This is a genomic window from Geomesophilobacter sediminis (assembly GCF_016458275.1).
GTDB lineage: Bacteria > Desulfobacterota > Desulfuromonadia > Geobacterales > Geobacteraceae > Geomesophilobacter > Geomesophilobacter sediminis.
Genome location: NZ_JAEMHM010000015.1, coordinates 47,527 through 67,128, shown reverse-complemented (window position 1 = coordinate 67,128; position 19,602 = coordinate 47,527). Strand labels below are relative to the sequence as shown.

The following is a 19,602-nucleotide window of genomic DNA, read 5'->3' as shown; positions in this document are numbered from 1 at the left end:
ACCTGAAGGATTCAGATCTCACTTCAATTAAATCGTTGGATTTTCCATATTCGTTTCAGTTAGATCACCGTCTTTGGCATCTTTGTCTTTAGAATATATCTGATCAGCGCCTGAGAGCTTAAAATAAATCCTACCACTCTTCTGATGCGTGGCTGTAACAAAATAGGTATCCTCAGTCATGAGTTTGTAGTCTAATATGATTGATGGAGGTAATTTTATTAAACCTGCTTCAGATAATGATTCTGGATATCTGGTATGATCAATAAAAAATGACTCAATGATTGTTATGGCATTTTTCAAACAAACGATAGCTGATGAATCATATGCTTTCATGCGATATGCCGCAAATTGTGGGATTGCAATTGCTGCGGCGATACCAATGGCAGCAACTACAATTAGTGGTGCTAGTGAGAAGATTAAAAAACTGGTTACCGCAGATACATTTAAATTCAAATAAATGGCAGCAGCACCGCAAACAACTGCAAAAACTCCAAAAGTAGCAAATGAGGTTGTATTAGGGGGCTTTCTGTTTAGTGCCGCCGGTAACGATAAAACTGCAAGAATTAACCATGGGGCTGCTCCTGATACGAAATTCTTAATCCTCGTGGACCAAACACCCGACAACATAATTTCAGGAAGCTCGATCGTTAGTGGTTTTTGTTTTATGCACTTTGTTAAATCAGTCAATAGCTGATGCTTTACACTTTCAACCTCATTACTTGATGGAGTATGGTATGTGTCAATCTTTTGCAAATTTGATAATATTTCAGCCGCTTTCTGAATCCTATTTAGCTCAAAGCTACTGGTATATCTCTCAAATACCAACAACCCAACAATTGAAATTACAATTGCCAGAACCGTCGTGAAGAGCCTTTTCCACGAGAAGTCATCAAAAAGTTTGAACAGGAAGTTATTTATAGTTTCCAACATCTCTCATCACCTCTGGTGGCAGGGGGGGCGTTGAAATATCCGAGTATGTGGCAATTTTACGTCGAAAACCTAAGCGGTTGGATAAGTGCTCTCCATTCATTTCTCTCAGCCAAAAGGAGTCTCCAGGGACAGGCCTAGACCGTTAACAAACAACTATTTCAAAATGCAATCCCTGCCTCCGCCCGTGCCTTCAACGCCCGGTTCATCTCCTCGAAACCGCGCCGGGTAGCTCCGTCGAGACTTCCCCTGAAGAGGGACACCAGTATCCCGCTGAAACGCTCGCACTGCCGGAATATCACGGGGCCGGAAGCGACGGGCTCGATCACGAAGCTGTGTTCGCCATCGAACAGGCCGGGGAACAGGAAATGGCCGAGCCAGCGCAACTCCCGGTTCGACTCTGCCACCAGGACCGAGGGGCGGAAGGTCATTCCCTTAGCCCCGGGTGGCTGAATCCGCACCTCAAGTTTGGCGCCGCGTACCAGGTCTCCCCGGATGGACCGGATGAACGGGTTCCAGTCGGGATAGGCTTCCCGGTCGGTGAGGATCGACCAGATCCGCTCCGGCGCTGCCTTGATTTCAATTTCCGTCTGCAACTGGTAAGTGCCCATTACAAGTTCTCCCGTCTGCTGGAGAGGCGCTCCCCCTCTCCCTTCCGCTACGCAACCTTAACCTTCCCTCGTAACGCTCATCATGTACCGCCTTGTTGATCTCGGCCCGCGGTCAGCCCGGTGGACCGATCGGTTCATCAGTTTCCACCGAATCGATGGTGTCTTCGATGCCGTAAAGCCCCATTTACTAGGAGAGGCTGAAAGTGTCAGGTCTGGACATGGACAGACCTCGAAAAGTGCACCGTCAAAGCGCGGATACCCCCTCTGGGCCTCTGCCTCGCATTAGCGGATTATCGACCTTACCGCGATGGAAGGTTCGAATTAATCCAGCATCTATTGGTTTCTAGCCACCCCACGGCCGACACTTTGTCCATGTCCAGACCTGACACCTCAGCTTGCCTCAGATACATTAGATCGTCCTGTCCCCTCAAAGGCCGGATGACTCTAGCTTGTACCATGCCGGGTTCGTTCCTCCCTGCTTGATCCATCCCTCATTAGGCATCCAGTCGCAATAAATCACCCTTAGCCAGAGACGGTCGTCTTTCGGGTCCCACCAGCATCTTTCTTCGTTCCCCCCGTATTTCTGCACGACCCGGGTTACGAGGTGCACCTTTCCGGCGTCTCCCTTTTCCGGAGGGCGACCAACCCTCACTTCAACGATGTCTCCTCGACCGACGGTCACCTCTTTCGGGACGTAGAGAATCAAAGAGTTGACCTTTTCCGAACTCAGGTTGTCGGTCATGCCGCCGCAGCAGAAGATCCTGGCCATGACGACGCTCCCGTCGACGATCTCGGAATCCCGGATTCCATCCGCGAGGATGGCATCGTAAAGAGGTTTTGCCTGCACGATCTCCGCACGCTTCCCAAGTACCATCACCTGCGCGAGTCGAAGCGACCCGGGAGGAACAAAATCAGTATGGATTCGTAGATTGTTAGAGCATCCAGTGAGGGCGAGAAGGGCTAGACAGAGGGGTAAACATAGAATGCAACGTTTCATCATGACCTCCTAGGAGGCAAAAAGGGGGACGCCCATGCAATTATGCGTTAGTGCAGTGAGAAACTCATAATTCATGGGCGTGCCCCTTGTCCTTCCCTAAGGTGATACTTTCTTGGACGCAGCTATTGCAGAGTTTTTCAGGATGCTAACATCGAAAAAAACCTTAGCCTCTGTTCCATCTTCATTGGGTATAATTGCTATGTCAAAGGGGATTGTGCCAAGGTCATCAAGCTCGATTTTCTTGAAATTAAGACCACGGTACCACAACACCATATACTCTTCTGAAATTGTTATTACCTTGTAGGCAGTCTTTTTGCTCCTTCCATCTCCTGATGAAAGGATTGACGTAATAATCCCATCTGCGGCATCCTTGTGTTGTTGGACAAGCTCTCTGAGCCGTTCTTTTTGCTGTTCATTAGCAATGCTGAGGAGGTGCTTGAACCCGTCGCTCATCCTCTTGTGGGTTTCAATGCTTGTCGGGTATATTTTTAAAACTTCATCAAACTTCTTAAAAGTCGTGACGGCGTCACCTTTCTTCCATGCATCCATTGCTTCAGTAATTAGAGCTTTTTCTATTGCCTGAATTGCGTAAGGGTTAAAATTAGGTTTTGCTGCAAAGTCCATTCTAAGCGTGGTGAAATCAACGGCGAAGCACGGTGCTGAAATCATTGTTAAAGCCACAGCCATGGCCATAAAGGCTCGCCTCGCAATCCTATTCATGTTTCCTCCAAGTTTGCCAACGCTGAGAGCACAGCGGCGGGTAGCAGGACTTGCAATGCGCCGGCAAATTCATGAATACCGTCCGCTAACAATAAGAGTCAGGGGCACCTTGTTGTAGCATCCATTGGTACCCTACCAATAATCCAACAATCGTAAAACCATCCGACTGCGGAAAAGAAAGTAGAACCTCCACCGAATAGTTTACCTGCGCCAGTTTGCTCAAATTCTGTTTGAGTCGGAGTCCTCAGAGTGCAATCCCCGCCTCCGCCCGTGCCTTCAACGCCCGGTTCATTTCTTCGAAACCGCGCCGGGTAGCTCCGTCGAGGTTCTCCTTGAAAAGGGGCACCAGGATCCCACTGAAACGCTCGCACTGCCGGAATATCGCCTGGCCGGAAGCGGCAGGCTCGATCACGAAGCTGTGTTCGCCATCGAATAGCCCGGGGAACAGGAAATGGCCAAGCCAGCGCAACTCCCGACCCGTCTCCGCGACCAGGACCGTCGGACGGAAGGTCATTCCCTTAGCCCCGGGTGGCTGAATCCGCACCTCAAGTTTGGCGCCCCGCACCAGGTCGCCCCGGAGGGACCGGATAAACGGGTTCCAGTCGGGATAGGCTTCCACATCGGTGAGTATCGACCAGATCCGCTCCGGCGCAGCCTTGATTGCTATTTCCGTCTGCAACTGATGAGTGGCCATTGAAGTTTCTCCATCCGCAGGGGAGGTGCTTCCCGCTCCCTTCCGCTGTCTCCACCGTTTCCGGCCTTATAACATAAAAGAATGCCTAATGAAATCAGCCTCTTGATTGATCAAATTTATTGAAGGCTTATGTAACTGCGGATAATCGGGTGCGTTTCTTCTGAGGCAATAGATGCCGCCTCTCGTTATGGATCAAGGTCCGCGGGCTGCAATGACCTCCACCTTTCCAAGGGCGGAAATGGGCCTCTGTGGTGTGGCTTTCAAGGTCATAGGCCTGTTGGCGATGAACCGTCTTCAGTTTGACCATGGGCGTATCCACGTTGAACATGCCCATACTTCATTCGGAGATGCCGCATGGTCGAACGGATCATGCCCTTGGTCGGGCTGATGATGTCTTTAGTCGAGTAGGTGATGTTCTTCGTCGGCCAGACGATGTCCTTAGTCGAGCTGGAGATGCCTGTGTTCATGCTGACGAAGTCGCATTTTCAGTACGACCTAGCGAATCACCAGTGAAGAAGATCCGCATACCTCTAGCCGATGATGCGCATCTTCTCCCTGGCGATGCGCATGGTCTTGCTGGCGACGCACGTCGTCAACCGAAACATGGACATATCCTTGCCGGATGACGTCCATGTCTTGTTGGAAGAGGGGTGTGGTTACGTCGGTGATGCCGCATTTGTACCAGTACCAGACGCATGACCGGGAAGGGGCCCTGCTTTGTTTCGGCAGGAGACAGGTGTCGTCGGGTTGAACCTGCGGCATCTTCAAGTGAAAGATGCCCATCATCGCGCTGGTGATGCCCATCTCCACGTTGAAGACGGAGACCTCCAGGTTGAAGACAGGTATTTCCACGTCGAAGTTGGGCATCTCCTGGTGAACACAACCGCATGGGTTCGACCATCGATGCGCAGCTACGACTGAAACCACCGGTGTCGTCGGAATGAAGATGCGTATCTTCTATCGAAGTATACGGGCGGTCGGGTTGATTGAGCGTGTGGTTGCGCTGGGGAAGGAACGTCTCAGGTTGAAGCATGCGGATCATCGCTGCGAACATGGGTATCTTATCTGCGGGTGATGGGCATCTCCGGTCGGAACATGGTCATCACCGGTCGAACCTGACCTATTGCCACCGGTTACGGGATGGCTGGACATCACCAGCGGATCGTGATGCGGCGGGTTCAATCGAAGGAGAGCTTGAGGGGCGGGAAAGACCCCGGGAAGGGAGCGTCGGGTTTGGCGAACCCGTTCCCAGGGGGAGGATTCAAGTAAGACTGGCAAGGCTGGCGGGAAGTTTGGAGTGGTTGTGGCTCAGGTCGTCTACGACATTGGTCATGCCGGCGCAACAACCGCCTTTTTCCGGGGCACGCGCTGCCGTACGACAAACCCGGCTTGGATGAGGGCGGGTATGTCATTCTCGGTGGCCACCATTCGCAGGTAGAGAATGATCTTTTTGAAGGTCTCCGTTACCTTTTTGCGCAGGACTCTGCGCAGGGCTACCTGCGCGTGGTTACCGGTGGCACCCCCTTCGTACGCCTGCTGCAGAGCGTCAAGCTCCACCTTTACCTCTGCGGTGGAGAGTCCGGCAGGTGGGTTGCGGTAGATGCTCAGACCGCACAGTCCGCTATGGTAGCGATAGGTGTTGCTGATGAAGACGGTGTCTTTTCCTTTTAGATCGGCCGATATACCGAGCATTGGACCTCCTTTCCGTGATGGATCTTCGAGTGTCAATTCGCCAGCCGGGTTAAGATTGGAAAATTCTAGTATTTTCCACGCCGAATGCAATCCATCGGAGTAGGGCGTCTCAGGTTTTTGCTCCGGTGGCATCAAATTCCTCGGATGAGGCGGTGGCACCTTCCCCCGCCCCCTAACCCCCGCCCGCCAGGGGCGAGGGGACTGGGCAGCGAAGATTGCGGGTGCACGGCAGGTATCTACGTTGACATGGACGAAGAGGGGGACCGGCACCTGCGGAGCCAGTCCCCTTTAGTCCCTTTGGGTCCCCTTGCTACTCCAGGACAAAGTGGCTGATGAGCTTTTGCTGCTCTTCGGCCAGGCGGGAGAGCTGAGCGGCCGAGGCGGCGGACTGGCGGGCGCTGGTCGCGGTCCCCTGGACCACCTCGTTGATGGTCTGAATGTTGCCGCTGATCTCACCGGTCGTCGCGGTCTGCTCTTCCGCTGCGGTCGCGATCTGGTTCACCTGGGTGCTCACCTCGTTTATCTGCTGCAGAATCTCCTCAAGGGCCGTTCCCGACTTCGCCGCCTCGACGGTGCCGCGCTCGACTTCACGCACCCCGGCCTCCATCATCTTGATCGCTTCCTTGGTCTCCACCTGAACCGACTTGATCATCTCGCCGACCTCCCGGGTCGCCTCGGTGGTCCGCTCGGCCAGGGCGCGCACCTCGTCGGCGACCACGGCAAAACCGCGCCCCTGTTCGCCGGCCCGCGCCGCCTCGATCGCCGCGTTGAGCGCCAGCAGGTTGGTCTGGTCCGCGATGTCGTTGATGGTCCGCACGATGGCGCCGATCTGCTCGGACTTGTGCCCCAGGTTGCCGATGGCGACCGCCGATTCCTGGACCCGCTGGGCGATCAGGTTCATCCCCTTCACGGTCTCCTTCACCACCTCGGCCCCTGAGGCGGCCACGCTGTTCGCCTGCAGGGACGTGGAGGCGGCCGAGGTGCAGTTGAGCGCGATCTCGTTGGAGGTCGCCGCCATCTCCTCGCTGGCGGTGGCGACCGTTTCGGCCTGCCCCGCGACGCGGGCCGCGCCGGATGCCATCTTCTCCGCCTCGCTGGAAAGCTCGGTGGAGGCATTGGCCACCTGGCGGGTGTTGTGGGCAACCCGGGCGATCACCTCGTGGAACTGCTGCACCATCTCGTTGATGCTGGCGCAGATCTCGGCAATCTCGTCCCGGCTCTCCAGGGCGATTCTCCGGGTCAGGTTCCCGGCGGCAATCTCGCGGGTGACCGTCTTGGCGGTGCCGAGCGGCTTGGTGATGGAGCTGATGACCCGCAGGCTGATGACCAGCGAGATCAGGGCGACGGTAAGCGATACGGCGATCATCACGAAGGAGAGGGTGGTCGCGTTGCGAACCGCCTGACGGACCCCGGTGAGGATCTGCTGCTGGTTCTGCCCGATGTTCTTCACCTGCTCCTCGCTTCTTTGCGCCTGCGCCTTCGAGATCCCGCGGGCCGACTCCAGTGCCTTCTGCATGGCCGCGTTACTTTGGATGACACCCAGCTTGGTGGTCCGGATTTTCTGGATCGAAGCCGCGGCGCGGTGGATGGTCCCGGAAACCTCGGAGATGTTTCCCGCCAGCGCTCTTTGTCCCGATTTCACCAGGAGCTGCCGCGCGGCGGCGATGTTGCCGTCGATCCGGCGCAGGGTGGTGTCGGTCGCCGCGGCGACCTTGCGTACCTCGTCCTCGGTGGCGCTCAGCATCATCTGGCGCACCGCGGAGTTGAGCTCCTTCACGTCGACGCTGATCGCGCTCCCCGCCTCGATGACCGATGCGGCGGAGCCCTGGAAGCCGAGCGAGTTGACCACGCTCTTGCGCTCCTTGAGGATCTGGAGCTCCAGGGCGTCGATGACGTTGAAGATCCTGCGGCTGGAATCCTCGAGCGGTTTCATTATTTCCGCCCTTTTCGCCGCGTACTGCTCGGTCTCCGCCTTGTCGGCGCTGTTCAGGATCTCCAGTCGCAGCGCGACCAGTCCGCCGTTGTCGGAGCTGATCCGGTTCAAAAGGTCCAGGGCGACCCCCTTCACCTCCCGGATCGCCGCATGATCGCCGGCCTCCACCTCGATGTTCCGGGTGAGGTCGGTGGTGTCCTTGATGCGCTCCCGCAGCGGGCCGATTTTGAACTTGTTCTTGATCAGCTCCAGGTTCGCGATGATCAGGCTGATGTCCTTGAAGCGGTTTTGCAGGGTGAGGAGTTTCTTGATGCTGCTGTTCACCTGCAGGTTGGCGGTCTGCGACGAGTTGATGGCCCCCAAGGCATTGGAGCCGAGCTTGCCGATGCTGCGGCGCATGCCGCTCACCTCGGCTTCGGCCCGCTGCAGTTCGCTGTTCACCACTCCGATCTCGTTTCGAAACAGCGCCATGTCCTTGAGCCGCTGGCTGACCACCTGCACCACGGTCGCCTCGATGTTGCGCAAGACGGCGGTGTCGACTCCCGAGGATTCGGCCCCCCCCTTCCTGATCTCCTCGTTCAATACCTCCATCCGCTGAATCCGGTCGGTTATGTTACGGGAGAGCTGTTCCACCTCGGCCGGCTCGGTGGTCATCTCCAGGCGCATGAAGTCGGCCGACACCTTCTCCACGGTCTGCTGCAACTCCAGCATCTTCAGGTGCAGGGGGGTCGACTTTCCGGTCAGGATCTCGATGCTCGATCGGACCTTGGCGATGGAGAAGAGGCCGATTCCTGCGATCACCGCGATGCCGACGATGGTAAGGGCGACGTTGCCGAGAAGCTTGCTTTTGACGGTCATGGCGCCTCTCCTTCTGGGATGTCCCATTGGGCTGACAGGTAATAAGAGGGGGACTGGCACCTGCGGAGCCAGTCCCCTTTCGAGAAAGCTGGTGGTACAAAGGGAACCGGCACCTGGGCGGAGGCCGGTCCCCTTTCAGTCACTTCAACGACTTGAGCGGGATCAGCTTTCCGTCCCGCACGATCTCGACGAAGACGTTACTCTGCCCCTGGTGGTTTTCCGGGGTGAAGGTCAGTTTGATCCCCCCCATGTCGGCATCCTTCATCGACTCGTAGGCCTTGGATGAACCCTTCCTGGGTGGGGGGATCGCCGGCCTTTTCCAGTGCCATGACCATCGACTTGGCCGCCATGCATCCCTCCATGGTGACGGCATTGAACCCCATCTCCTCCGGGTTCTTGTCGATGGCTTCCTTGCACTCCTTGGTGAGCGGAAGGCTCAGGTCCTGGAGGTGGGGGACCACCTGCGACATGATGACTCCCTCCGCGGCGTTCCCGGCGGCCTTGACCATGTTGGCGCCGCTGGCGAAGGAGCCGGTGGCCAGGTACACCTTCAACCCCTCCTTGCGCACCCCCTTCACGAATTCGGCGACCGGCGCATAGCTCGATCCCATGACGATGGCGTCGGGAGCCCCGGCGGCCATGATCGAGGCCAGACCGGTGGTGACCGCCTCGGTTCCCCGCTCGTGCGACCCCTTCGCGATGATGGAGAGCCCGTGGCGCTTGAGCGCCTTCTCGGTGCAGTTGAGGACGTCCAGGCCGAAGGTGTCGTTTTGGTAGAAGAAGGCGAAGCGCTTGGCCCCGGCGGCGACCAGGAGATCGACCAGCTTGTCGACTTCCTCCTGGTGGCTGGCGCGGATGTTGAAGAGCTCCCGGGTCACCGGGGTGCGGAAATCGGCCGCTCCGGAGCGGGGCGCCACAAAGGGGAGCTTGTATTCCTTGACCACGGGGATGATGGAGACGCCGCTCGAGGTGCCGACGGTGCCGACGACGGCGAAGATCTTCTGCTGCTCGATCAGCTTGAGCAGTCCGTCAACGGTCTTTTCCGGCTGGTACATGTCGTTGACCACCAAAAGTTCGAGCTTTTTGCCGTTCACCCCACCTTTCTCGTTCACCGCCTTGAAATAGGCGTCCACGCCGATCTTGATCCCGCGGCCCGACCCCTTGGTCGGTCCGGTCTGGTCGTTGACCATGCCGATCTTGATTACGTTGCCGGTCGGTTCCGCATGGAGGGCCGTGGCACCGAAAACGACGATACTGACAAGCAGGAAAAACCTTTTCATGTCATCCTCCCGGTGGTCGCGTGGTTGCCGTTTCGGGAACTCCCCTGGCCCCACGCGGTGTGCCTCGCTGGTTATTTGAGTGCGGTGAACGGCACCAGTTTTCCGTCCTTGACCATCTCCATGTAGACGTTGTTCTGCCCTTGGTGGTTGTCGGGGGCAAAGCTGAGCTTGATCCCGCCCAGGTCGGTCCCCTTCATCGCCTCGAAAGCCTTGATGAAGCCGTCGCGGGTCGGCGGGGTCCCGGCCTTTTCGAGCGCCAGCACCATCGACTTGGCGGTGATGCACCCCTCCAGGCTCACCGAGTTGAAGCCGGCCCCTTCCGGATTCTTTTCCACCGCCTCCTTGCATTCCTTGGTTATGGGCAGGCTCAGGTCGGAAAGGGGCGGGACCACCTGCGAGAAGATCATCCCCTCGGCGTCGGCTCCGGCGGCTTTGACCAGGTTGGCTCCCCCGGCAAACGAGCCGGAGGCGAAGTAGCTTTTCAATCCTTCCTTGCGGGCCGCCTTGGCGAACTCTGCGCCGGGGGCGTAGACCGAGCCGAGGATGATGGCGTCCGGCTTGCCCTGGATGATGGAAGAGAGCGCCGAGGCTACCGCCAGGGTGCCGCGCTGGAAGGAGCCCTTGGCGGCGAGGGAGAGCCCGTGGCGCTTGAGGGCGGTCTCGGTGCAGGAGAGGATCTCGGTTCCGAAGGTGTCGTTTTGGTAGAAGACCGCAAACCGCTTGGCGCCCCCCTCCTTGGCCAGAAGATCCACCAGGCGGTCGATCTCTTCCTGGTGGCTCGCCCGGATGTTGATGACCTCGGGGATGACCGGGGTGCGGAAGTTCAGGGCGCCCGAGCGCGGGCTGACGAAGGGGAGCTTCTGTTCCTTGACGATCGGCAGGATGGAGATGCCGTTGGAGGTGCCGATGGTGCCGACGACGGCGAAGATCTTTTGCTCCTCGATGAGCTTGAGCACCCCGTCCACCGTCTTGTCCGGGTCGTACTGGTCGTTGGCGACCACGAGTTCGAGCTTGGCGCCGTTTACGCCGCCGCGCTCGTTGACCGCCTTGAAGTAGGCCGCGACCCCGGCTTTCATGGCGATACCGGCACCCTTGTTGGGACCGGTCTGGTCGTTCACCATGCCGATCTTGATGACGTTTTCCGCGGACGCGACCGCTGCGACCGCAAGCAGCAAGACAACCATCAGCGCTATCCTCTTCATGTGAACCTCCTTTCCTTACGATGGTCGAAGCTTTAATCGCGCCTGGAAAGGCGCTCCCACAGGGGAAGGCTTGCCGGCCCGGCAACTCGGAACGTCAAACTCCCAAACGCCAAACGCCAAACGTCGAACGCACGCGCCTTACAGCGTGAAGTGCCCGACCAGCTTGCGCTGCTCCTCGGCCAGGCGGGAGAGAAGCTGCGCCGAGGCAGCCGATTCCTGGGCGTGCCGCGCGGTCTCCTGCATCACCTCGTTGATCCTTTGGATGTTGCTGGTGATCTCCCCGGTGGTGGCGGTCTGCTCCTCGGCGGCGGTCGCGATCTGGTTCACCTGCATGGTCACCGCCTGGATCTGCTGCAGGATCTCCTCCAGGGCGTCCCCCGATCGGGCCGCCTCGGTGGTTCCCGCTTCCGCCTGGCGCACCCCGGATTCCATCACCTTGATCGCCCCCTGGGTCTCGGTCTGCACGTTCTTGATCATCGCGCCGATCTCGCGGGTCGCCTGGGTGGTCCGCTCGGCCAGGGCGCGCACCTCGTCGGCCACCACCGCGAAGCCGCGTCCCTGCTCGCCGGCGCGGGCCGCCTCGATCGCGGCGTTCAGGGCCAGGAGGTTGGTCTGGTCGGCGATGTCGTTGATGGTCCCGACGATCGCCCCGATCTGCTCGGAGATGTTGCCGAGACTCCCGATGGTACGGGCCGATTTCCTGACGTTGTCGGCGATGAGGTTCATCCCGTGCACGGTATCTTTCACCACCGCGGCCCCGGTCTGGGCCGCGGTGCTCGCCTGATCCGATCCCACCGCGGCGGCCGAGCAGTTCTGGGCGATCTCGTTGGAGGTGGCGGCCATCTCCTCACTTGCCGTCGCCACCGCTTCCGCCTCGCCGGCGGCGCGTGCCGCACCGCCGGCCATCTGCTCGGCGGCGCCGGAGAGTTTGGTGGAGGCCGCGGCAACCTCGCCGGTGTTGCGGACCACCTCGGAGATCACCCGGTGGAAATTGACCACGATGTTGTTGATGCTGCTGCAGATCTCACCGATCTCGTCGCGGCTATGCAATTCGATGCGCCGGGTGAGGTTGCCGTCGGCGATCTCCGCGGTCACTTCCTTGGCCAGGGCCAGGGGACGGGTGATCGAGGCGATGATGCGCAGGCTGATGAAGAGGGAAAGGGCGATCACCCCCAGCGACACGAGGAGCATGACCACCGAAAGAAATGCGGCGTGCTTTACCGCCTGGCGCACCCCGGTCAAGATCTGGCGCTGGTTCTCCCCGATGTTCTTGACCTGCTGCTCGCTCTTTTGCGCCTGTTCCCCCGAGATGCCACGGGCCGATTCCAGCGCCCGTTGCATGGCAAGGTTACTCCGGATCACCTCCCCCTTGGTCGCCGCGATCTTGCGGATCGACCCCCCGGCCCGGGAGACGATGTCCGACACCTCCCCCATGCTGCGTGCCATCCCGGCCTGTCCGGCCTTCTGCAGGATGCGCCGCACCCGGTCCACGTTCTCCTGGATCCGGCGTTCGGTCTGCCCCAGGCGCGCCGTGATGGCGCCTACTTCCGGCTCCGTCGAGCTGAGCATGATCTGCCGCACCCCGGAGCTCAGTTCCTTCACGTCGACGCTGATGGCGCTCCCCCCTTCCATGACGGCGCTGGTGGCGTTTTGGAGCCCCAGCGACGAGACCACGTTGTTGCGGTCCTTGACGATCTGGAGTTCCAGGTTGTCGATGGTGTTGAAGATCTTGCGGCTGTTCTCCTCCAGGGGCTTTACGATCTCCTGGCGCCTGGCGCCATACTGCTCGGTTTCCGTCTTCTCCGCGCTCCCCAGGATTTCCAGCCGCAAGGCGATCAGGCCGCCGTTTTCCTTGCCGATCTTGTCGAAGATGTCGAGCGCCACCCCCTTCACCTCCCGGATCACCGGGTGGTCCCCCTTGTCGACCGGGATGGTCCGGGTCAGCTCCATGGCGGTCTTCAGCCGCTCGCGCAACGGGCCGATCTTGTACTTGTTCTTCAAAAGCTCCAGGTCGCTCAGGATGATGTGGATGTCCTTGAGCCGGCTTTGCAGGGTGAGGAGCTTCTTGATGCTGCTGTTCACTTCGAGGTTTGCCTGTTGCGAGGTGTTGATGGCGGAAAGGGAGCTGGTGCCGAGTTTGCTGATGCCGCGGCGCATGCCGGCCACCCCGTTTTCGGCGCGCAGAAGTTCCGCGTTCACCGAAGCGCTCTCGGCCTGGAAAAGTCTCATGTCCTTGAGCCGTTGCGACACCACGCGCACCACGGTCTGCTCGATGTCCCTCAATACCGTGGTGTCGACGCCGGAGGAGCCCGCCCCGCCGGTGCGGATTTCGGTGTTGAGCTCCTCCATCCGCTGGATGCGGGCCGTGATGGTGTCGGAAAGCCGCGCCACCTCGGCGGGCTCCGAAGTCATCTCCAGCCGCATGAAGTCGGCGGAAACCTTTTCCACGGTCTGCTGGAGCTCGAGCATCTTCAGGTGCAGCGGGGTCGACTTGCCGGTGAGGATCTCGATGCTCGCCCTGACCCGGCCGATGGAGAAGATGCCGATCCCCGCGATCACCACGATGCCGACGATGGTCAGTGCCACGTTGCTGAGGAGCTTTCCCTTTACCGTCATGGCAGGATCTCCTGTTTTCCGGCAGCCGCGCCGGAGCGCTTCGGATCGGGCAACGTCTGGAGCTGAATGGGGCCACCGGTAAAAGCCAAATGATGCCGTTTCCGGTGCACCGATGGGAATTCTCCCTCGGCGGGTGGCGTCCCATGCCCGGCATCAAGCAGGGAAAAGGCGCAAACCGAACTCGGGATTTGGACGCGCTAAATAATACATTCTAATGATATGAGCGCAAGCGAGCCGAAAACGCGGTTGGATACTGCAACTACGAAGATTAGAAAGGTTGGGGCGGGTCTAGCGGGCGGTCTTGGTACTGTGGACCGGGGTGGTTTCCGGACCGGCTGCCGGGGGCGGGGTGGAGCGCAGGTAGGTGCGTACCGCGAGGTTGTGTTCGCCCAGGGTGCTGGAGAACTGGTGGCTGCCGTCGCCACGGGCGACGAAGTAGAAATAGGTGGTGGGGGGATGGGTGAGGACCGCATCGATGGAATCCGCGCCGGGATTGCCGATCGGGCCGGGAGGGAGCCCGGCGATGCGATAGGTGTTGTAGGGGGTGTCCTTCAGGATGTCGCGCTTGGAAACCTTGCCGGCGAAGGCACGGACCCCGTAGAGGGCGGTGGGGTCGCTCTGCAGGCGCATCCCTTTTCTCAGCCGGTTCTGGAAGACGCCGGCGATGAGCGGCTTCTCGGTAGCGACCATGGCCTCCTTCTCGATCATCGAGGCGAGGGTGAGCACCTCCCGTTCCGACAGGTGGCTCTGCTTGAGGCGCGCCGCGAAACGCTCCGCGATCAGACTCTGCTGCCGCTCCACCATCTCTTTGAGCACGTCCTTCTCGGTGCGCCCGGGGATGATGTTGTACGCCCCGGGAAAGAGGTACCCTTCGGCGGAGTCGGCGTGGATCTTGAATTCGGAGAGGAGCTTTTTGTCGCGGCAGGCGGCGAGGAAGGCGTCCTTGGTGAAGATGCCGCGCTTTTCCAGCATCTCCGCGATCTGGTAGGTGGAATACCCTTCCGGCACGGCGAACATCCGGCGGTAGAAGTCGCCGGTGACCATCTTGGTGAGGATTTGGGAGGGGCGCATCCCGTCGCTGAACTGGTAGTAACCGGCCTTCAGGCGGGCATCGCCACCTTTGAGGCGGGCATAGAGCACGAAGAGCCGGGCGCTGCTGATGATGCGGCGGCTCTGGAGTTCTTCGGCCAGGCTGCGCAGCGGGCGCCCCTTGCCCAGTTCCACGATGGTTTCCACCCGCCCCTTGCCGGCCGGCAAAGCGGTGAAGGCGGCAAACCGCGCCAGGGGAAGGATGACGATGAGCGCTACCAGCACCACCACGTAACGGCGCTGCTTGCGCAGAAAGGCTATGAGTTCTGAACGTCCGATGGCTGCAGTCCTGTTCCTGAATGAAATCCTTGACATATTACCTTGATTCACCCTCAAAGGTCAATTCCTAAGCGGACTGACTCAGTTAGAGGATGGATTTGCCTGAAGTATATTTAATAATAACTTTTTTAGAGACAGCCGGGGCATTCCATTGTATGATAGGCGGCCTAGGTGCCTGGTAGGGTGGGGCATAAATCTTCTTGAGAGGTGCTTCATGGAACAGAGGTTAGACAAGGCGGCCTATTTCCCGTTCGGCATTCAGATTACCCAGGCCTGCGGTGAGAAGGTCCAGCTGAAGGAGATCCTCGAGGAGACCAGGGGGGTGCCCGGCATCGTGTTCGCGCGGCGCCTGGTAAAGCGGCTCAAGGAAGTCGATCCCACCCCCGGCAGCGACTACCAGCCGGGACTGATTCACCTTTACGCGATGCTGAACCGGATCTACCGCTACCTGCTCGGGAGCTACTTTCAAACCCAGCAGCCGGGGCTCCTTGCCCGCCTCATGGCCGATGCCGGCTACCCGGGCTTTTCCGGTGACGCCGAGCGGCTGCTCAAAAGCTTTGCCGAGCTCTTTCCCGGCACCGAAATGGTGCTGGGGAGAGAGACCCCGCAGGGGTTTCTCGCTGGGGACGATGCCGGCCAGAGCCGGCGGATGCTCCTTGCGTCAGAAAGCTATCTGCTGAAGATCGGCGGCGAAAACCGCGCCCTGGATGGCTTCCGCCGTATCTTCGACGACCGGGAACTGGCCGAGAAGGCCCCTTTTCTCCAGGTGATGGGGGCCTTCGACAAGCTCCTGGCCCAGGCGCCTCCCTTCGTGCCGCTCGATCTTCCGCTTTCCAAGCTGTTGCGTGCCCCCATCGAGGCGTCCCCGCATTCCCTGCCGGGCCAGATCCAGTACATCAAGGACAACTGGTCCGCCATCCTCCCCCCCGACCTCCTCTCGGAACTCCTCACCGCCTTGGAAGTTGCCAAGGAGGAGTGGCGGATGTTTTTCGGCGGTCCCGGCAAACCGCAGGTGTTGGAGTTCGGGCGCCAGGGGCTCGGCCCCTTCGGCGGCCACGACTACCCCGAGTACGAGCGTTTCTCCCGCGACGCCGACTGGATGGCCAACGTGGTGATGATCGCCAAGATGGTCTACGTCTGGCTCGGGCAGCTGTCGCGGAGCTACGGGATCGAGATCCACCGCCTGGACCAGATCCCGGACCAGGAGCTGGACCGGCTCGCCCGCTGGGGCTTTAGCGGTCTGTGGCTGATCGGGATCTGGGAACGCTCGCCGGCCTCCCAGAAGATCAAGCGGATCGGCGGCAACTACGAGGCGATCTCCTCGGCGTATTCCCTCTACGACTACGTGATCGCCTGGGATCTGGGGGGCGAGGAGGCGCTCCAGAACCTCAAGGCCCGCTGCGCCGCACGCGGCATCCGGCTGGCGAGCGACATGGTCCCCAACCACACCGGGCTGTATTCGAAATGGGTCCGGGAGCATCCGGACTGGTTCATCCAGCTCGACTACCCGCCGTACCCTTCCTATCAGTACAACGGCCCCGATCTCTCCGAGGACGGTAGCCTGGGCCTTTTCATCGAGGACGGCTACTGGGACAAGCGCGACGCCGCGGTCGTCTTCAAGCACCTGGACCGGAACTCCGGCCGGGTCCGCTACATCTACCACGGCAACGACGGGACCAGCACCCCCTGGAACGACACCGCGCAGCTCAACTACCTGATGCCCGAGGTGCGCGAGGCGGTCATCCAGACCATTCTCCACGTTGCACGCCAGTTCCCGATCATCCGCTTCGATGCCGCGATGACCCTGGCCAAAAAGCACTACCAGAGGCTGTGGTTTCCGCTTCCCGGGCATTCCGGCGGCGTCCCGTCCCGCGCCGAACACGGCTTGGACCGCCCCAGCTTCGACGAGGTCTTCCCGGTGGAATTCTGGCGCGAGGTGGTGGACCGGGTGGCGGTCGAGGCGCCGGACACCCTGCTCCTTGCCGAGGCCTTCTGGCTCATGGAAGGGTACTTTGTGCGGACCCTCGGGATGCACCGGGTCTACAACAGCGCCTTCATGAACATGCTGAAAATGGAGGAGAACGCCAAGTACCGGCAGACCATCAAGAACGTCCTGGAGTTCGATCCGGAAATCCTCAAGCGCTTCGTCAACTTCATGAACAATCCGGACGAGCGGACCGCGGTGGAGCAGTTCGGCAAGGAAGGGAAGTACTTCGGCGCCTCGGTCCTGTTGGTGACCATGCCGGGCCTCCCGATGTTCGGTCACGGGCAGATCGAGGGTTTCCACGAGAAGTACGGGATGGAATACCGCCGGGCGATGTGGGAAGAGCCGGTGGACGAGCACCTGGTGGCGCGCCACGAGGCGCAGATCTTCCCGCTGATGCGCCGGCGCTACCTCTTCTCGGGGAGCGACCAGTTCGTCCTCTACGATTTCTACAGCGGCGGCCACGTCGACGAAAACGTATTCGCCTACTCCAACCGCGCCGGAGGCGACCGCGGCATCATCTTCTATCACAACCGCTTCGGGTCGACCTCCGGCTGGATCCGGGACTCCTCGGCCATTGCCAAAAAGGACGGAAACGGCGGCAGCCACCTGGTTCGCAAGACCCTCGGCGAGGCGCTCGGCTTCCTCGACGACGGGCGCCATTACTACAGCTTCCGCGACTATGCCACCGGGCTTGAGTACCTCCGCAACGGGCGCGACCTCTGCGAAAAGGGGCTCTACGTGGAGCTTCATGCCTACGACTACCATGCCTTCCTGGACTTCCGCGAGCTGTGGGACGACGAGTACGGCACCTTCGGCGCGGTCTGCTACCAGCTCAACGGTTGCGGGGTGGAATGCCTCGACGAGGAGGTGAAGCAGGTCCGTTACCGTGCGGTCAACGACCAGCTGCGGATCTTGCTGGAAAAGGTGACCCGGGTCGGTGCGGAGAACCTCGCCGAGGGAACCGAGGCACTCATGCCTCCGCTGGAGCCGCTTTTGGCCGGTTTCTACCGCGCCGCGGCCCCGCAGTCGAAAGAAAAGGCGCAGCGCGCCCTCCTGGCGACCTTTGGTTGGGAGATGGAGCAGGCCCTGCGCCACGTTGCTCCGGAGTTCGTGAAGAACCCCAACGGCTGGCTCCTGCTCTGCAGCTATCTTGCGCTGCACCGGCTCGGGGAGCTCAAGGAGATGACCTCGGCGGAACTTTGCGAACAGTACGGCCTGATCCGGCCGGTGGTGGAAAGCTTCGCGGCTTTGGCGGCCGCCGAGCCGGAACTCCCCCCGGTTCTTCCCCCCAAGGGATGGGGCGAGCTCCTGGCGCTGCTGCTGGAGTCGGAGGAGTTTTGGGCCGTGGTGCGCGAGAAGGGGACGGCCGCTGGTTGCCAGCTTCTCCTGGACAACGAGAAGGTCGCCACCTTCGTCGGACTCCACGAAAGCGGCGGGGTAACCTGGTTCGTCAAGGAGCAGTTCCAGCTCCTCTTCTCCTGGCTTGCCGCGATCGCACCGTTTGCGGCTCCTCCCGAGGAGCCGGAGGCGGCCGGGAAGCTGGCCGGAGCGCTCCTGGAAACGGCCGAGGCGGCCGGGTACCGGTTGGATCAGTTCCTCTCCCTGGTGGAGGAAATGGCTTGATGGCGCTTCGGCAAGGCAAACGCTTCCTCTGGGGCATCGCCGCGCTGCTGCTGTTTTTGGGGGGGTGCGTCACGGCGCCGCCGCCGGTAAAGGTCATTCCGGGGGCCAGCGTCGACACGCTCTCGTCGTCGGTAGCGGTCAGCGCCAAGGGGCGGGGGCACAGCGGCAGCGCGCACGGCTTCCTGCTCTTCCAGCGCCCGAACCGGCTCCACGTCGTTTTTCTGGCTCCGTTCGGGTCGACCGTGTTCGAGCTCTTCATGGATGACGACCGGTTGACCTGTCTGGTCCCCGACAAGAAAACCGCCTACGCCGGGAGGGTCACCGAGCTCCCCCCCGGGGATTATCTCGCCACCTTGCGACTGATGCGTTGGGTGCTGGCGCGCCCCCCGGTGCCCGGTCCCTCGCTCGGGGCCCGGGAAATGGAAAGCGAGGAGTTCGGGCGGGAACGGATCTTTTTCATGGACAACGGTCTGGTACAGCGCAAGGTGGCCCCCGAGGGTGAGGAGGTCATCTATCGCGATTACCGGATGGTGGACGGGGTCCCTTTCCCGGAGAAGATGGAGATCCATGACGGCAAGGGAGGAGAGGTGAAGATCACCTTCGAGGACCCGGAGGTGAATCACCCGATCGAGCCCGATACCCTCATTGCCAAGCTGGATGGGTACCAGGTCCTGCCGCTTGTCTTGCTGCAAGGGGCGCCGTAAACCTCAAGTCCTCGGGCAGGTGCGACATTCCTGCCGCGACCGGTTCTCTTCCCCCTCGAACTGCTTCATTGCCGCCTACTCTGTGGGAGCGCCCTTCCTGGCGCGAATAACCGCAGCCTTTTGTTGCCGCCTTCGGCGGATCGCGCCTGGAAAGGCGCTCCCACAGTAACGTGCTCCCCCGCCAGTTATGCAAGAGTAACCTTCCAGGGCGATGGTTCACGCCCGTGGTTGCCGCCTTCGGCGGTTCGCGCCTGGAAAGGCGCTCCCACAGTTCCCTTGCCGTTTCGACCCGCCTCTTCCGACCGATCTCCTTCCGTTTGCGCCCCCCCGGCTTACTGGTACACTTCTCCCTTCGTTGAGAAATTCCTAATCCTCTCCCGTTCCTTTTCA

14 protein-coding genes are annotated in these 19,602 nt (G+C 60.2%); 2 read left to right on the top strand and 12 right to left on the bottom strand.

The window, feature by feature from the left end:
• Positions 1 to 27 precede the first annotated feature (27 nt).
• The 12 genes from JFN93_RS25975 to mltG all read right to left on the bottom strand — a co-directional run bounded on the left by JFN93_RS25975 (position 28) and on the right by mltG (position 14,850).
• Positions 28 to 930 (bottom strand): type IV pilin protein, encoded by a 903-nt coding sequence (locus tag JFN93_RS25975; protein ID WP_199385535.1) that lies wholly within the window; start codon positions 928 to 930, stop codon positions 28 to 30.
• Positions 931 to 1,088: 158 nt separating this feature from the next.
• Positions 1,089 to 1,538 carry an SRPBCC domain-containing protein gene (locus tag JFN93_RS17705; protein WP_199385461.1) on the bottom strand — a complete coding sequence of 150 codons (450 nt, stop codon included), beginning with the start codon at positions 1,536 to 1,538 and terminating at the stop codon, positions 1,089 to 1,091.
• 427 nt (positions 1,539 to 1,965) lie between these two features.
• Entirely contained in the window at positions 1,966 to 2,412 is a 447-nt protein-coding gene (locus JFN93_RS17700; RefSeq protein ID WP_199385460.1) for a hypothetical protein, read from the bottom strand.
• Positions 2,413 to 2,631: 219 nt separating this feature from the next.
• Complete coding sequence (locus tag JFN93_RS17695) at positions 2,632 to 3,255, bottom strand: DUF4919 domain-containing protein (protein WP_199385459.1); 624 nt, start codon at positions 3,253 to 3,255, stop codon at positions 2,632 to 2,634.
• A 244-nt stretch (positions 3,256 to 3,499) separates the two neighbouring features.
• Positions 3,500 to 3,949, bottom strand: coding sequence for an SRPBCC domain-containing protein (locus JFN93_RS17690; protein ID WP_199385458.1), 450 nt, complete (start codon positions 3,947 to 3,949; stop codon positions 3,500 to 3,502).
• Between the two features lie 495 nt (positions 3,950 to 4,444).
• On the bottom strand, positions 4,445 to 4,801 hold the full coding sequence (locus JFN93_RS17685; protein ID WP_199385457.1) for a hypothetical protein: 357 nt from the start codon (positions 4,799 to 4,801) through the stop codon (positions 4,445 to 4,447).
• A 477-nt stretch (positions 4,802 to 5,278) separates the two neighbouring features.
• Positions 5,279 to 5,641, bottom strand: coding sequence for a hypothetical protein (locus JFN93_RS17680; protein WP_199385456.1), 363 nt, complete (start codon positions 5,639 to 5,641; stop codon positions 5,279 to 5,281).
• 310 nt (positions 5,642 to 5,951) lie between these two features.
• The gene (locus JFN93_RS17675) at positions 5,952 to 8,432 is read right to left on the bottom strand and encodes a HAMP domain-containing methyl-accepting chemotaxis protein (RefSeq protein ID WP_199385455.1); all 2,481 of its coding nucleotides are present in this window, start codon (positions 8,430 to 8,432) and stop codon (positions 5,952 to 5,954) included.
• Positions 8,433 to 8,629: 197 nt separating this feature from the next.
• Entirely contained in the window at positions 8,630 to 9,712 is a 1,083-nt protein-coding gene (locus tag JFN93_RS17670; RefSeq protein ID WP_199385454.1) for an ABC transporter substrate-binding protein, read from the bottom strand.
• A gap of 71 nt (positions 9,713 to 9,783) precedes the next feature.
• Positions 9,784 to 10,914, bottom strand: coding sequence for an ABC transporter substrate-binding protein (locus JFN93_RS17665; protein WP_199385453.1), 1,131 nt, complete (start codon positions 10,912 to 10,914; stop codon positions 9,784 to 9,786).
• A gap of 138 nt (positions 10,915 to 11,052) precedes the next feature.
• Entirely contained in the window at positions 11,053 to 13,530 is a 2,478-nt protein-coding gene (locus JFN93_RS25610) for a methyl-accepting chemotaxis protein (protein WP_236021791.1), read from the bottom strand.
• A gap of 288 nt (positions 13,531 to 13,818) precedes the next feature.
• Complete coding sequence (mltG, locus tag JFN93_RS17655) at positions 13,819 to 14,850, bottom strand: endolytic transglycosylase MltG (protein ID WP_328754254.1); 1,032 nt, start codon at positions 14,848 to 14,850, stop codon at positions 13,819 to 13,821.
• Positions 14,851 to 15,112: 262 nt separating this feature from the next.
• Here mltG and JFN93_RS17650 point away from each other — a divergent pair, with 262 nt between their 5' ends.
• Positions 15,113 to 18,508: an alpha-amylase family glycosyl hydrolase gene (locus JFN93_RS17650; RefSeq protein WP_199385451.1), complete on the top strand. Its 3,396-nt coding sequence runs from the start codon at positions 15,113 to 15,115 to the stop codon at positions 18,506 to 18,508.
• Positions 18,508 to 19,212 (top strand): lipoprotein insertase outer membrane protein LolB, encoded by a 705-nt coding sequence (locus JFN93_RS17645; protein WP_199385450.1) that lies wholly within the window; start codon positions 18,508 to 18,510, stop codon positions 19,210 to 19,212. The genes JFN93_RS17650 and JFN93_RS17645 overlap by 1 nt, the downstream gene beginning before the upstream one ends.
• Positions 19,213 to 19,602: the final 390 nt, after the last annotated feature.